13 protein-coding genes and 1 pseudogene are annotated in these 14212 nt (G+C 62.3%); 5 read left to right on the top strand and 9 right to left on the bottom strand.

Going from position 1 to position 14212, the window contains the following annotated elements:
• Window positions 1–125: 125 nt before the first annotated feature.
• Window positions 126–509 (bottom strand): VOC family protein, encoded by a 384-nt coding sequence (locus tag ACDELDRAFT_RS12515; RefSeq protein ID WP_005797237.1) that lies wholly within the window; start codon window positions 507–509, stop codon window positions 126–128.
• A gap of 153 nt (window positions 510–662) precedes the next feature.
• On the opposite strand from ACDELDRAFT_RS12515, the gene ACDELDRAFT_RS12510 reads away from it, so the two are divergent.
• The 3 genes from ACDELDRAFT_RS12510 to ACDELDRAFT_RS12500 all read left to right on the top strand — a co-directional run bounded on the left by ACDELDRAFT_RS12510 (window position 663) and on the right by ACDELDRAFT_RS12500 (window position 2285).
• Window positions 663–1238: a flavin reductase family protein gene (locus ACDELDRAFT_RS12510; RefSeq protein ID WP_005797235.1), complete on the top strand. Its 576-nt coding sequence runs from the start codon at window positions 663–665 to the stop codon at window positions 1236–1238.
• Between the two features lie 229 nt (window positions 1239–1467).
• Window positions 1468–1698, top strand: coding sequence for a hypothetical protein (locus ACDELDRAFT_RS24610; protein ID WP_005797233.1), 231 nt, complete (start codon window positions 1468–1470; stop codon window positions 1696–1698).
• A gap of 20 nt (window positions 1699–1718) precedes the next feature.
• The gene (locus ACDELDRAFT_RS12500) at window positions 1719–2285 is read left to right on the top strand and encodes a YdeI/OmpD-associated family protein (RefSeq protein WP_005797231.1); all 567 of its coding nucleotides are present in this window, start codon (window positions 1719–1721) and stop codon (window positions 2283–2285) included.
• 108 nt (window positions 2286–2393) lie between these two features.
• On the opposite strand, the gene ACDELDRAFT_RS12495 is transcribed toward ACDELDRAFT_RS12500, so the two are convergent.
• The 8 genes from ACDELDRAFT_RS12495 to ACDELDRAFT_RS12460 form a co-directional block, all read right to left on the bottom strand.
• Entirely contained in the window at window positions 2394–3266 is an 873-nt protein-coding gene (locus ACDELDRAFT_RS12495; RefSeq protein ID WP_100084432.1) for a restriction endonuclease, read from the bottom strand.
• Between the two features lie 16 nt (window positions 3267–3282).
• Window positions 3283–5247 carry an AAA family ATPase gene (locus ACDELDRAFT_RS12490; protein WP_005797227.1) on the bottom strand — a complete coding sequence of 655 codons (1965 nt, stop codon included), beginning with the start codon at window positions 5245–5247 and terminating at the stop codon, window positions 3283–3285.
• Between the two features lie 109 nt (window positions 5248–5356).
• Entirely contained in the window at window positions 5357–7171 is a 1815-nt protein-coding gene (locus ACDELDRAFT_RS12485) for a DEAD/DEAH box helicase (protein WP_005797224.1), read from the bottom strand.
• 180 nt (window positions 7172–7351) lie between these two features.
• On the bottom strand, window positions 7352–8326 hold the full coding sequence (locus ACDELDRAFT_RS12480; RefSeq protein WP_005797222.1) for an IS5 family transposase: 975 nt from the start codon (window positions 8324–8326) through the stop codon (window positions 7352–7354).
• A gap of 489 nt (window positions 8327–8815) precedes the next feature.
• Window positions 8816–9589: a tyrosine-protein phosphatase gene (locus tag ACDELDRAFT_RS12475; protein WP_005797220.1), complete on the bottom strand. Its 774-nt coding sequence runs from the start codon at window positions 9587–9589 to the stop codon at window positions 8816–8818.
• A 131-nt stretch (window positions 9590–9720) separates the two neighbouring features.
• Entirely contained in the window at window positions 9721–10062 is a 342-nt protein-coding gene (locus ACDELDRAFT_RS12470; RefSeq protein WP_005797218.1) for a DUF4124 domain-containing protein, read from the bottom strand.
• Window positions 10063–10086: 24 nt separating this feature from the next.
• A complete protein-coding gene (locus ACDELDRAFT_RS12465; RefSeq protein WP_005797216.1) occupies window positions 10087–10320 on the bottom strand; it encodes a hypothetical protein in 234 nt (77 codons plus the stop codon).
• Window positions 10317–13226, bottom strand: a complete 2910-nt coding sequence (locus ACDELDRAFT_RS12460) for a DNA topoisomerase III (RefSeq protein WP_005797214.1) — start codon at window positions 13224–13226, stop codon at window positions 10317–10319. Before ACDELDRAFT_RS12460 ends, ACDELDRAFT_RS12465 begins: the two co-directional genes overlap by 4 nt.
• A 119-nt stretch (window positions 13227–13345) precedes the next feature.
• Here ACDELDRAFT_RS12460 and ACDELDRAFT_RS12455 point away from each other — a divergent pair, with 119 nt between their 5' ends.
• Both ACDELDRAFT_RS12455 and ACDELDRAFT_RS12450 read left to right on the top strand, forming a co-directional pair.
• A complete protein-coding gene (locus tag ACDELDRAFT_RS12455; protein WP_005797212.1) occupies window positions 13346–14029 on the top strand; it encodes an SET domain-containing protein in 684 nt (227 codons plus the stop codon).
• Window positions 14026–14212, top strand: a pseudogene (locus ACDELDRAFT_RS12450) (biotin--[acetyl-CoA-carboxylase] ligase); the annotation flags it as partial. The gene ACDELDRAFT_RS12455 and the pseudogene ACDELDRAFT_RS12450, both read left to right, overlap by 4 nt.

The following is a 14212-nucleotide window of genomic DNA, read 5'->3' as shown; positions in this document are numbered from 1 at the left end:
GCGTTCATACCGTGGCCATGCTGGCTGCCAGTGCGGCCATGGCCGCTGCCGGCTGCCATGGCGTGCTGGGCGCCACACGCTGGTTGCGGCACCACCAGTACCGCACCCGCCGCCCAACCGGCTGATTACGCCTTGGGCGGCCGGTACAGCGCGCAAAGCTTGTTGCCGTCCGGATCGCGCAGATAGGCCAGATACAGCCGCCCCACGGGCCCTTCCCGAAAACCCGGCGGGTTTTCGCAGGTGGTGCCGCCGTGGGCCACGCCCGCCGCGTGGAAGGCTTCCACCTGCTCAGGCGACTGCGCGACAAACCCGATGGTGCTGCCGTTGCCGTGGTTGGCGGGCTCGCCATTGATCGGCGTGGAGATGGCAAACGTGCCCCCCGCGCCCCGGTAGAAATAGCGGTTCTGGTTGGCCAACCCCGGCGCCACGCCCAGCGTGCCCAGCAGCGCGTCGTAGAACTGCTTTGACACCTCCAGATCGTTCACACCCACCATCACATGACTGAACATTGGCATCCTCCGTTGAAGCCCGGCAACGGGCGAAATAGGTCGCTGCGCATGGTAGGGGCGATACCCGGCGCCTGACCATCGGGTGCAACCGCAGCACGTAGCTCCACGTACCCCGGCGCGCCGGGCCACGGCCATGCCGTCAAAATCCACGCCATGCAACCCACCCACTTCACCCCCGTACCGCTCGACAAAGCCTATCGCCTGCTCAACCACGGCCCCACCGTGCTGGTGTCGGCCCGCCATGGCGGCGTGGACAACGTCATGGCAGCCGCCTGGGCCTGCGCGCTGGACTTTGCCCCGCCCAAGGTCACGGTGGTGCTCGACAAGGCCACACGCACCCGCGAATTGGTGGAAGCCAGCGGGTTCTTTGCGCTGCAGCTACCCACCGTGCCCATGGCCGCGCTCACCGTGGCCCTGGGCAACGACAGCGCCAAGGCCACGCCCGACAAACTCCAGCGCCATGGCGTGGCGTTGTTTGAAGCGCCCGGCCACCCGAACACCCGGCTGGTACAGGGCTGTGCCGCCTGGCTGCTGTGCCATGTGATCCCCGAGCCGCACAACCAGCAGGCCTACGACCTCTTCATCGGCGAAGTCGTGGCCGCCTGGGCCGACGAGCGCGTGTTCCGCAACGGGCACTGGGAGTTCGACACCGCGCCCGATGAACTGCGCACGCTGCACTACGTGGCGGGTGGGCAGTTTTATGCGACGGGGGCGTCGGTGCGGGCGTGAGGCCGCCCAGAGAGCCAAATTGGCCTACAGCGCTTATTCAGCGGTTACCAAAAGCTATGAAAATGTGAGTGCCCGAACTCATGTGTCGCGGTATAAGCCCGACACCCCCGGCCCGCGAGTGCAGCGGCAAGGTGGGCAACTCAAGCAGCATACAAGCATAGCGGGCACATGGCAACGCGCCGTGTTGCGGGACAGGGCCCAGTTCTGGCAGCGCTGGGCAGGCACGCCCATGAACGCGCGGCAAACGCTGGTGCTGAACCGCGTGCTGGACGGCATGGAAGGCAAGCTGACCAACGCCGAATGGGCGGCGATGGGCAAATGCTCTGCGGATACGGCGCTGCGCAATATCAACGACCTGCTGGAGCGTGGGGTGCCGCGCAGGCGGGAGGGCGGGAGGGTGGGGGGAGGAGTACGGGGTACGAGTTGTGTGTCAAATAGGCCGCTAGCGCTTTTGGAATAAGCGCGAAAAGCTATCAATACATGAGCAAAACAACGCATCACGCCTTTGAAACGCCGGAACAGCTCCACGCATGGCTGCAGGCCAACCACGCCAGCGAGACTGAGCTGTGGGTGCGCATCTTCAAAAAGGCCACCGGCCAGCCCAGCGTGACGTGGGAGGACTGCGTGGTAGCCGCCATCGCCTGGGGCTGGATCGACGGGATACGCAAGTCCCTGGACGACACCTCGTTTCTGCAACGCCTCACGCCACGCCGCGCGCGATCCAACTGGTCGCAGAAAAACGTGCAGCATGCCGAGCGGCTGATAGCGCAAGGGCGCATGCAAGCCGCTGGCCTGGCGCAGGTAGAAGCCGCACGCAGCGATGGGCGCTGGGCCATCGCCTACGCCGGTAGCGCGACCATGGTGATGCCCGAAGAATTTTTGGCGGCGCTGCAACAAGACCCTGCTGCTCACGCTTTCTACGCCACTCTTAAACGCCAAAGCTTGTTCACCATCTACCACCGGCTGCACAGCGCCAAGCGCGCGGAAACCCGTCAGAAGCGCATGGCGGAGCTATTGGCAATGTTGGCGCGCGGCGAAAGTCCTTGAAATATGCTGCCAGCGCGAGCGGCGTGGAATCGCTAGTTTTTTGACAGAAATTGGTCCGCAGCCCTGGTGGAATATGCGCGAAAAGCTATGAAATGCGTAGCGTGTTGTTTATGTTGGAAAGAGGTCCCGCACGCGAGCGAATGGCAATCCTGTCTCTGCGGCCCTGCGCACCTTTCTTTCGAGGACATGGTTCAAGGGCAGCTCGCGGCTGAGCGTGTCAAAGAGGTCGAGCCCGTCCATGCAGATCACCCGTTTGCCCCGACCGAATGCGACGAGCCCGTCCTCGGTGAAACCACTGTGGCTCACGAAGAGTCCTCGGGTCCATGCGGCCTTCTGTTCTAGCTTTCCATGGAAGGTGTGCAAGTCGGCCACACCCGTTTGGGCGTCCTGCCACTTTGCCTCCACAAGATAAGTTTCGCCCTGTAGCAAGAAGCTACCGTCAATTTGTTCGCCCCTAAGCCGAAACGGCTCGCGAGCTTCCAGCCCAAAGACATTGAACAGATCACGTAGCAAGGCCTCGAATGCATAGCCCCGCGCTTGCGGTGTTAGCTGGGTGAACCCGAGCAGGTCTTTCTGCAGAGCCAAAAGTCTCTGGCGATCAAACGCTGGCTTTGGCGGTTGGCTGGATGACTGTGCGACTTCCGGTTTGCCTTCAAGTCGATTCAAGAGCGATAGTAGGCGTAGCTCAGCATTCTCGACCGACTCCGCTTTCTTGGATTGTTGTCTGATGGCCTCACGGTATTCCCATAGCGCTTTGAGCGTCCGAACCACAGTCGGAATATCAACCTTCTGCAAGTAGCAGCGCAGCCGCTTGCCTTTGGATCGGCCATTCTCAGCGTAAATTGGATCATCGATATTGACGTTCAGCTCCTCGGCGAAGAACTGCGACAAGGTCCTATCTGAAAAATTCAGAACATATCCGCCGCCCATCTCGAATATTTCATCGAGAAACAGCATTTCAATGGATCGAATATTGGGCATGTTTCCAGTGTCGCGCTTACACAAGCAGACTATTGAATACCTTAAACGCGTACTCAAACCGATCAAGGGTCGCATTCACCGCCGGTGTATCTGCATCCAATGCGGATGGGTTCTCCAAGAGCCAACGCGATGTTCCAAAGTGATCGAACTCGGCGACTGTCGTAGGCAACAGCTTGAATAGGGCCTCTGCCTTTTTGACGATGCGCGGAGTTGGCGCTGCTGCAATCAGAGCATCCTTAGTAACCGCGTTGGCAGCAGGCAGCTTGTAGGCTCCATTGAGCATATCGACGTATAGGTCGGCATCGAACAGGTCCTCTACATCCGACTCGGCCTGATTGGTGAAGTCTGCGCAAGTGTAGAAATGCCCTGCCTTCAGGATGTCGGCCTTTTTCAAATTCTCGATCTTGGTCTTATCCCCATTGGCGATATCGGAAAGTACCGCCACGTTGATTTTGTTGCCACCGAAAAGGCGCACGAACGGTGCAATCTTGTCGATGCCGCCAGAGGGGCACAACGTCCATTTTGGATCGAGTCCAACACGTCGGCGCTTGGTTAACGCCTGCGACACAACCTGCAAATAGAGGATGTCCGACGGGCCTTCGACCAACCATGTGTTCGCGCCGATGAAAAGCGACTGGGTCACCTCATATCCCAACGCGCCTTGAAGCGGGAAGAGCGTGTCGTCGTTGACCTCCAACACGTCGGATCGAACCTTCGTGCCTTTGACCTCGGGCCTCTTGCCTGGCTTCTCTATAACCACATCCTCAACAATTCGGACATCGGCAAGTCGATCCATCGGCACCATGAATGGAGAGTGGGTGGTAAATATGACCTGGTGATCCGGCAGTAGCCGTTCGACTATGTAGCGCAGCAAATCGCCTTGCGCCTTGCCGTGCAGGGTTAAACCGGGCTCATCCAGCAAGATGATGGCGTTCCCATTGCCCGGTGTTTTTCTCAACTGCTTGAACTGGGCGAGAAAAGAGAAGAACCAGACAAAGCCCGCACTGCGCTCTGACAGCGGCAGCGTCGCTTTGTGATTGTTGTTTTTAATCCGGATTTCCGCCACTGTGCCGGTGTTGAATGGTGCAGGGTCCTTGGCCTTTCCACTGTCGATATCGATGACCACTTCCAATGCATTGTTCTGGCTCCAGAACTGGAAAATTTCTTCGGTGATCTCATTGCTTGCGGCCTCGCAAGTGGCTTTTAAAGCCTCCCGACGGTCAGCCTCCAGCAGCTCATCTAGCGTCGTCCCCGCATACTCCAAGAAGGCTAGAAAGATCTGGTCGCCGACGGAAACAGTCTTGTTCTGCTTGTCTTGTTGAAGCTTCTGAATCGAGACCATGCCCGACATGCGCTCGAAGTGCGAGGTGAAGAAGAATTTCGGCTGCCTAGCTGAGAGGACATCAATCACACCCTTCATGAAACTCGATTCCCTGCACTTCTTAATGTCTTGCAGCAGTGCCTCTTGCTTTGGTGTTCTCTCGGCCAACCCAGTTAGTGCCTTATCTGCTGCTGGCCCATCCGTCACGCCATGCAAGACGTTTCGCTCAGTTGCGTCAAGGGCATGCTTGGTGAGCATGTTTTCAAGCACCTTTGCGCTATCGATATCGATGATCCAAATGCGACTGTCGTCGTATCGAAATCCAAAATGGGCCTGAAACGTGTCACCCTTCAAGACCCCGGGTCCGAATCGCTTTTCCACAGCGACCATATCCGCTGCTTCAAGCCGCCACCATGTCCTAATGACCTCTGCGGTCCCATCCTCATGCCGATCGTCGAACCGAGTCGAGAAGCGCCGCGGGTAGTCAATGGTTTCATCGAATTCAACCGTCTGCGAGGGTTTCAGGCCGCGCATCGCACTCAGCAGCGCAGTCTTTCCCGCCTCGTTTTTGCCGACCAAGCAAGTCAGGTCGCCAATCTCGAATTCCCCGCTGTCCTCTACGGACCGATAGTTCTGGACACGGGCCTTTGTTAGCTTCATAGCAACCTTCCCTTCTTGAAGTGCTGTTGAATTTAAATTTGGATAAGGCGGCGAGCTTTCTCAGAACTCGTCCGCCGTGTTTGGCTTGGGAGGCGGAACGTACGGCTTTTTAAGAGACGTTTGATAGACGTTTTTCAAACCCGTCACCTCCACTCATCGTGAGAACCAGCTTATGCGTCGCCCGCGTAGCCGCCACATAAAACACCCGCGCCGCCTCCTTCTCGTCCTCCCCAGGCGCAGGCATATGCCCCACGCCGGGTAGCGCCACCACGGGAAACTCCAAGCCTTTGCTGACCTTCATGGTCATCACCTGAATCGCATCCGCACCGGGCCGGTAGTCACCACTCTTCTTGCGCACGCGGTGCGGTAGCTTGCGTTGGGCCAGGGCGCTGGCGCACAGGTCCATGGTTTTCCAATCCGCGCACAGCACGGCCATGTCGCCCCAGGCAAAACCTTCTTTGTGGGCGCTGGCCAAGTGGTCCGCAATGGCAAAGGCTTCGTCGCGCAGGGTGGGCAGTTTGATGATGACGGGTGCTTGCCCCTCGCGCCCGCAGCTCACGGGTTTGAGCAGGGGGATGCCGTCGTCGTCTTTGTCGTCTGCCGTCAGCAGGTCTGCGGCGACCAGGCTGGCGGTGTGCAATATCTGCCGCGTGTTGCGGTAGTTGATCTTCAGAATGGTGGTGCGTCCCTGCGCCTGGATGCCCACGCTTTTGAAGCTGAACTGTTTGCTGCGCGCGCGCTCGTAAATGCTTTGCGCATCGTCGTACAGCACCAGCAGGCTGTTGGTGGCGGGGTCCACCATTTGCGTCACCAGCTTCAGCCATTCAGGCGCAAAGTCGTGGCCCTCGTCGATCATCACCGCCTGGTATTGGCCGCCGGGGATTTGGCTGCGCTCTACGGCGCGGATGACGTTGCCTACCAGGCCTTCATAAAAGCCGCCACCTTGGGGTGGCAGGGCCTGCCCGTAGGTGGTGAGCTGGCGGTGGCACCAGCTGTGAAAGTGCCGCACATGCACGCGGTCGCTCAGGCCCTTGGCGTCCATCACGCTGGCCAGCTTCACGCCCAGCGGCTCGTTAAAGCAGAGGATGAGGATGGGTTTGCTGGCCGGGGTGCTGGCCTTGGCGAGGTATTCGGCGCGGTAGCCCAGGATCATGGTTTTGCCAGAGCCCGCCACGCCGTGGATAACGCGGTGGCCGTCGCCCAGGCTGCGGGCCAGCTGCTCTTGCTGCAGGTCCATCACGCGCATGATGTCGGGCAGCTGGGCATCGGCATCGTTGTCGTCAAACAGGGCGCCCTGGGTTTGCACGCGCACTTGGGGGAACATGATCCAGCGCACCCGGTCGAGCTGTGGCAGGGAGATGGCGCCGCCGAAGCGGTGGGCAAACATGTTCCACAGCCGCTGCTGAAATTCTTCCGGGTCGGCGTGTTCGAGCATTTCGTCTTGGCAGATGACGTAATGCGGGTCGATGGTTTCGGCCAGGCCCGAGCTTTCAAACTCTTTGCGGGTGATGCGGGTGAAGACCACGCCGTGCCCCCACGGAAAGGCCAGCTTGCCTTTGTGCGGCCCTTCGGCATGCACGAGCTGCGGGTCGCGCTCTAGCGCGTTGACCACCTGGATGGCGCAGTGGCGGGCCTGGGCCAGTGGGTTGATGACGACTTTGGGGCGCCCGTTGTCCAGAATCGTCCAGGCCTGCCGGGTGGCGTCTTGCACGGTTTGCAGGCGCCAGTCCTTGGTCTCCAGCACCAGCAAGCCCCTGCGGGCGTGCAGCACGACAAAGTCGGGGTGGGTTTGCTTGGGGCCGATGGGCACGTTGTGCCACAACAGGTAATCGGCATCGAGCTTTTGCTCTAGCCGTTCGGCCAGGCGTCGCTCGCCCGTGGAATCGAATGCGGACGAGCCTATCGCCGGTATCAACGTCGCCATGCCACTCATCTCCCCCCTATGTTTTGTGTTGCATATCTTTGTATGCAGTTGTTAAGGCAACGCTGAACAAGCCGTCGTAATTTGCTATGCGGCACTGAACGACGCAGTTTTTCGGATGTTTTGGCCCCTCGCACCGCCCATTTGGGCAGTTCGCGGGGCCTTCAGGCCCGATTCCCGCCCTTACGGGCGCACCTGTCCCAACAGATGACTGCGGCACAGGTAAATGTTGGCCAGCGCCAGGGCCGTGAATGCGCGCGTGGCGTTCTTCTGCAGCCCGCGATAGCGCACCTTGCTGAACCCCCATAGCCGCTTGACCACGGCAAAGACATGTTCGACCCGAGCACGCACCCGCGACTTGTTGCGGTTCTTGGCCCGCTGCACTTCGTCCACCTCGCCAGCGCAGCGCGTGCGCTGGTTGGTGAAGTCCTTGGCCCTGGGCGCCTTGCTCGCGATCAGTGCCTTCTGGCTGGCATAGGCCGAGTCGCCATAGACCCGTTGCTCATTGCCGTGCAGCAAATCAGGCAGTGGATGCTTGTCATGCACGTTTGCCGCTGTGACCACCGCGCTATGGCTCAGCCCCGTTTGACTGTCCACACCGATGTGCAGCTTCATGCCGAAGTACCACTGCTGGCCCTTGCGGGTCTGGTGCATCTCGGGGTCTCTTGCCTTGTTAGCGTTCTTGGTCGAGCTGGGCGCACCGATGATGGTGGCGTCCACGATGGTTCCGGTATTGACCTTGATGCCGCGTGCCTGCAGCTCCTTGCCAACGCGTGCAAACAGGGCTTCGCTCAACCTGTTGTCGTTGAGCAGCCGACGGAACCTGAGCAACGTGGTCGCGTCGGGCACGGGTTCACAGCCCAAGTCAATGCCGACGAAGCGACGCAGACTGGCACTGTCGTAGAGGGCTTCCTCACACGCCAGGTCGGCGAGATTGAACCAATGCTGGATGAAGTGGATGCGCAGCATGCGCTCCAGGCCAATGGGAGGGCGCCCATTGCCGGCCTTGGGGTAGTGCGGTGCGATTTCTTCGCACAGCGCCGCCCAGGGCACCAGCGAATCCATAGTCTTGAGGAATTCGTCGCGCCGCGTAGGCTTACGGTGTTGTTCAAAGCCCAACTGCGCGTCGGCTGCCATAGCAAGGGTCTGCTGCTTCATGGCCCAGTAATTTACCCAGGCTGGAGCAGCAGCGGAGACTTTTTCAGCATTGCCTTAATGCACTGTAGGGTGAGTGGTGGCGGGGCGCAACCTTTGGATATCAAGCCGGATGAACAGGGCGAGCCCGCGCGGGGCAGTGGCTTGCAAGCCCCGCCGTTCACAGGTTTTAGCCCAATTGGCCTTTAGTGCTTATCCAGAAAGCTCTAGCAGCTATAAAAACCATATCAATTGAATGGGATGACTGCAGCAACCTGTACCGACCAGCCGCACCCATCCCGACCTTGCAGCTCCTTCAGTTAAATTGCCCCGCATGCCGAACACGGACGCTTCCCCCTCGGCCGCCGCGTCGGCATGGTGTGGAGTCTGCTGAACCAGTCCATTGCGGGTTGGCTGTACTGGCGCATGCGCCACCAGCGTGCTGTCACAGCACGGCCACAACACAGCCCCGTGCGAGGCGGGCAAGCGCGGCCAGCGAGCCCGATCGGCGGCTTATGCCGCCTGCAGATACCGCCCGGCCAGTTCCTTCTGCGCGGCGGCATCGAAGCCCAGCACGTCCACCAGATACGCCTGCAGCCCGCCAAAGTCGTTGTCCACCATGTGCAGAGCGGCATCCAGAAACTCTTCCTGCACACGCCACAGCACGCGCAGCACTTCCTCTGGCGCGTGACTGCCCATGCCGGGCGGGCGCTGGTAGAGCGTGTTGGTGAGCAGGTAGTCGTGCATGACCACATCACGCGGCACGCCCAGCGTCAGCAGGATGAGGGCGGCGGCAAAGCCTGTGCGGTCTTTGCCCGCAGTGCAGTGGAAAACGGTGGGCGCATCGCTGGCCAGCAGCAGGCGGAACAGCCCGGCAAAGCGCGGGGCGTTGTCGCGCACGAAGCCCCGGTAGGTGTCTTGCATCAGGCCCACGGCGTCTTGTGCGGTGAGCTGGCGGCCGGTGCGTTGCAGCTCCAGCGCGCGCTGCACCACGGTGGGTTCGATGTGCAGCGGGTGGTAGGCCACGCCGGGCAGCGCGTAGGCATATGCGGCGCTTTCGGCCTTGCCGCGAAAGTCCACCGCACGGGCCACGCCCAGTTCGGCCAGCACGGCCTGGTCTTCGGGCGTGAGGCCCGCCAGGTGGTCGGAGCGAAAGAGGCGGCGCCATTTCACTGCCCGCCCGCCATGGCCCACATAGCCCCCCAGGTCGCGGAAGTTGGTGGCGCCTGCAAGAGGGAATGCGCGGCTGGGCTCAGGAGGCTGCAGGGGCAATGGCGGGTGTGGCATGGCCGGGTGAATGCTGAAAAAGAAAGACCAGCTTAGCCCAGGCGCATGACGGAGCCTGTCACGCGGGTGCCGGCGTGTACGGCCTGTACCGCGTGTGGCGGCCAGCCAGCCCGGGCCGCTGGCCGGGCCCTTCAGGGCGGCGGCAGAGACGTGACAGCGCCATCCACGGTCTGCTCCTGGCTGCCCGGCGGGCAGGGCTGGTCGGTGTAGGTGATGCGGCCGTCTTTCACACACTTGCGCGGTCGTGGCGCAGTGGGCCCGGACGCACCGCTGCGCGCGGGCTGCGCCTGGGCGGACCGTTTGTCGGGTGGCAAAGTGTCGGGACCTGGGCGGGTGAACTTTTTCAAGGTCTGCTCAGACCAGGGCCCCGCGTGGGGCAGCCATGCATCGCGCGTCCACCATGCGGCGGCGGCTGCAGCAATGACCACCACGGCGACGGCAGTGAGAAGGGTGCGTTCAGCGCGGCTGCGCATGCCAGGGAGCCTGCGGAGAGCGCGTCAGCGCGTGCGCTCCCGCGTCACGTTCACATCGATGTCGCCAAACACGGTCACGCCGCTGGCGCCCTGCGGTGGCTGCTGGCTGGCGCGGTCGCTGGAGCGCGCCGAGCCTGCGGTGCTGCTGCAACCGCCCAGCGCACCGGCAACCGCCAAAACCACCAGCGCTGTGCGCCAGAAGCCCCGTGCGAACGATGCGGGCGATGCGGTGGATTCCGTGTTGAGCGGTTGCATCATTCACCGCCCAGGTGGTTGCCCAGGATGCCTGCCAGCTCGAACATGCCTGCGCTGTCCTTGCCGAACACGGCGCGCAGCTTGTCGTCGGCGACGATGGTGCGCTTGTCCTTGGGGTCCTGCAGGTTGTGGGCCTTGATGTATTCCCACAGCTTCTTCACGGCCTCGGGGCGGGCCACGGGCTCGGTGCCGATCACGGCCGCCAAGGCGGCGCTGGGTGCCTTGCCTGCTGCTGCCTTGCGCGGGGCTTTGGCGGCAGTGGTTTTGGCTGCGGCCTTCTTTGCAGGGGCCTTTTTGGCTGCAGCGCTCGTCTTTCCTGACTTGGCAGCTATCGTTTTGGCAGCAGCGCCTGGGCGCGGCGGGAACTTGCTCGGCGCGAATTCGAAGTTGACCTTGCCCGCCTCCTTGTCCCACGCCAAGTGGGCCTTGAAGTTGCGGCGCGTGCGCATGCTCACGAACTTGTCGAGCAGGTCGGTCTTGCCGGTGGCCAGCAGCTTGGTCATCTGCTCGCGCTCCACGGGCTGTTGCAGGATGATCTTGCCGCTCTTGAAGGTGCAGCTGGGCGTGGGCTGCGCCGCGGTGGGCACGGCCTTGCTGCACACGTAGTTGCTGCCGTGCTCGTGCACGTCCGCGCCGCAGATGGGGCAGGCGCCCAGCGAGGCGTCTTCAAACTCGACCAACTCGCCGGACTCCTCGCCCTTCTTGTCGTCGCCAAAGTCGAATTCAAGCTTGTAGTTGTGCGCCTCGTCGTCGTACTTGATGACGATCTCGGACGTGAAGGGCCAGCCCGCCTTGGAGCGGAAACCCTCCAGCGGGCCGATCTTCTTGTCGCGCAGCAGTTGCTCGGCCTCGGCCGTCTCAAAGGTGCGGCCCGCAGGCGACTTGCCAAAGCTGAAGCCGCAGCCCTCGGCACCCGGCTTGCCGACGCAGGCGTAGCGGCGGTAGTTCTCTTTGACCACACCGCCGCAGTTGGGGCAGGGTGCCTGAAGCGTGACGTAGTCGCCGGGAATGGTGTCGCGGTCGTACTCCTTGGCCTTCTTCACCATGCGCTCGGTCATGGCGGCAATCTGCTGCATGAAGGCTTCGCGGCTGAGCAGGCCCTTTTCCATCTGGGACAGTTTGTATTCCCACTCGCCCGTGAGTTCGGCACGGCACAGTTCCTCGACCTCCAGCCCGCGCAGTAGCGTCATGAGCTGGAAGGCCTTGGCCGTGGGGATGATCTCGCGGCCTTCGCGCAGCATGTACTTTTCGGTCAGCAAGCCTTCGATGATGGCCGCGCGCGTCGCTGGCGTGCCCAGGCCTTTTTCCTGCATAGCTTCGCGCAGCTCGTCGTCGTCGATCTGCTTGCCCGCGCTTTCCATGGCACCCAGCAGCGTGGCTTCGGAGTAGCGCGCGGGCGGCTTGGTCTTGAGGCCCTTGGGGTCCACGGCCAGGGTGTTGACCAGTTCGCCGGGCTTGACGGGCACCAGGTTCTGGCCCTTGTCGCCGTCCTTGCCACCTTCGACTTCGTCGGCCGCTTCCTTGCCATAGATGGCCAGCCAGCCGGGCTTGACCAGCACCTTGCCTTCGGTCTTGAAGCTGTGCGGCGCCACGGTGCTGATGCGCGTGGTCACGGTGTATTCAGCGCTGGGGAAGAACACGGCCATGAAACGGCGCACGACCAGGTCGTACAGCTTTTGCTCGGCTTCGCTCAGGCCGCTGGGCGCCTGCAGCGTGGGGATGATGGCAAAGTGATCGCTGACCTTGCTGTTGTCAAAGATGCGCTTGGACGGCCGGATGTAGTTGTTGTTCAGCGCCGTGAGCGCGTGCGGCGCCAGGTGGCGCATGCCGCTGTCGGCCAGCATCTCGAAGGTCTGCTTCGCCACGGGCAGATAGTCCTCGGGCAGCGCACGCGAGTCGGTACGCGGATAGGTCAGGGCCTTGTGGCGCTCGTACAGGCTTTGCGCCAGGGCCAGCGTGGTCTTGGCGCTGAAGCCGAACTTGCCGTTGGCCTCGCGCTGCAGGCTGGTCAAATCGAACAGCAGGGGCGAGGCTTGCGTGGTGGGCTTGCTTTCCTCGGTGACCGTGGCCTGCTTGCCGCGCACGGCGTTGGCAATCGCCTGGGCTTCGGCGGCCGACCACACGCGATCGGCGCGGGCTTCCACATCCTCGCCCTTTTTCCACTTGGGGTCGAACCACTTGGCGGGGTACTCGCCCGCCTGGGCGCCAAAGGTGGCGTGGATTTCCCAGTAGTCGCGGCTGATGAACTTGCGGATCTTTTCCTCGCGCTCCACCACCAGCGACAGCGTGGGCGTCTGCACCCGGCCCACAGTGGTCAAAAAGAACCCGCCGTCGCGCGAGTTGAACGCCGTCATGGCCCGCGTGCCATTGATGCCCACCAGCCAGTCGGCCTCGGAGCGGCTGCGGGCCGCGCTGGCCAGGCCCGCCATCTGCTGCTCGGTGCGCAGCGCATCAAAGCCGTCGCGGATGGCCTGGGGCGTCATGGACTGAAGCCACAGGCGCTTGACCGGTTTGCCCAGAGGCTTGGCGCCACCGGCGTACTGTTCGATCAGGCGGAAGATCAGCTCCCCCTCGCGGCCCGCGTCGCAGGCGTTGATGAGCTGTGTCACATCCTTGCGCTTGGCCTGCTTGACCACCGCGTTCAGACGGCTCTTGGTCTTGTCCACGGGCTTCAGGTCAAAGTACGGCGGGATCACAGGCAGGTGCGCAAAGCTCCACTTGCCGCGCTTCACGTCAAACTGCTCGGGGGCCTGGATCTCCACCAGGTGGCCCACTGCGCTGGTGACTACATAGCGGTCGTTCTCGAAGTGGTCTTCGTGCTTCTCGAACTTGCCCGCCACGGGGGTCAGTGCGCGCACGATGTCTTGCGCCACCGAGGGTTTCTCTGCAATTACCAGGGTCTTGGTCATTTTTTGGTTTCTCGCCAGTCTGGCTGTCCGGCATCCGGCCGGTCGCTTCTACAATTCGTTGCCTCACGCGTACACGCGCACGCGCATGTGTGCATATTCAAGTTAACAGAGTTTTTGCCATGCCCCGCACCGCACCGCCTGCAACCCCGACCCCCGCGCAGGGCCGTCGCATCCAGACCCGGCGTTCGGGCGTGCACGGCAAGGGCGTTTTTGCCGTGCAGGATATTGCAGAGGGCGAAGTCCTTGTCGAATACACGGGTGAAGTGATCGGCTGGCAGGAGGCGCAGGACCGGCACCCGCACGATCCCTTGCAGCCCAACCACACGTTCTACTTCCATGTGGATGAAGACCACGTGATCGATGCAAAGTTCGGCGGCAATTCGTCGCGCTGGATCAACCACAGCTGCAACCCCAACTGCTACGCCGACGAGCGGGACGGCCGCATTTTCATCACCGCGCTGCGCAATATCCAGGCGGGCGAAGAGCTCAATTACGACTACGGCCTGATCATCGAAGAGCGCTACACCCCGAAGCTGAAGGCCGAATACCCCTGCTGGTGTGGCAGCCCCAACTGCCGGGGCACGCTGCTGGCGCCCAAGCGCGGCTGGGCACCTCCCGTGCCGTTGCCCCCTGCCCAACCCGCCAAGTCCGCCAAGTCCGCCAAGTCCGCCAAGTCCGCCAAGTCCGCCAAGACTACAGCCAAGGCGGCCAACCGCGCACCCAAAGCGGCGCAGAAGCCCGCGCAGCCACAGGCGGGCGCCAAGGCCTTGAAGAAGGCCCCCCAGCGGGGCCGCGGCCAGTGACCCCGGCGCCGATCCACTGGCCTGCCGAGGCCCTCTGGGAAGCGGTGTCACCGCTACTGCCCGGCTTTACCGTCGAAGTGCTGCCCACCATCGACTCGACCAACACCGAACTCATGCGCCGTGCGCGCGCAGGCCATTGCGAGCCCACCCTGCTGGTGGCCGAGCAGCAGACCGCCGGGCGCG

The sequence above is a fragment of the Acidovorax delafieldii 2AN genome, assembly GCF_000175235.1.
GTDB classification, from domain to species: Bacteria; Pseudomonadota; Gammaproteobacteria; order Burkholderiales; family Burkholderiaceae_C; genus Acidovorax; species Acidovorax delafieldii_B.
The sequence above is the reverse complement of the archived record's forward strand: the minus strand, read 5'-3'. Positions and strand labels throughout refer to the sequence as shown.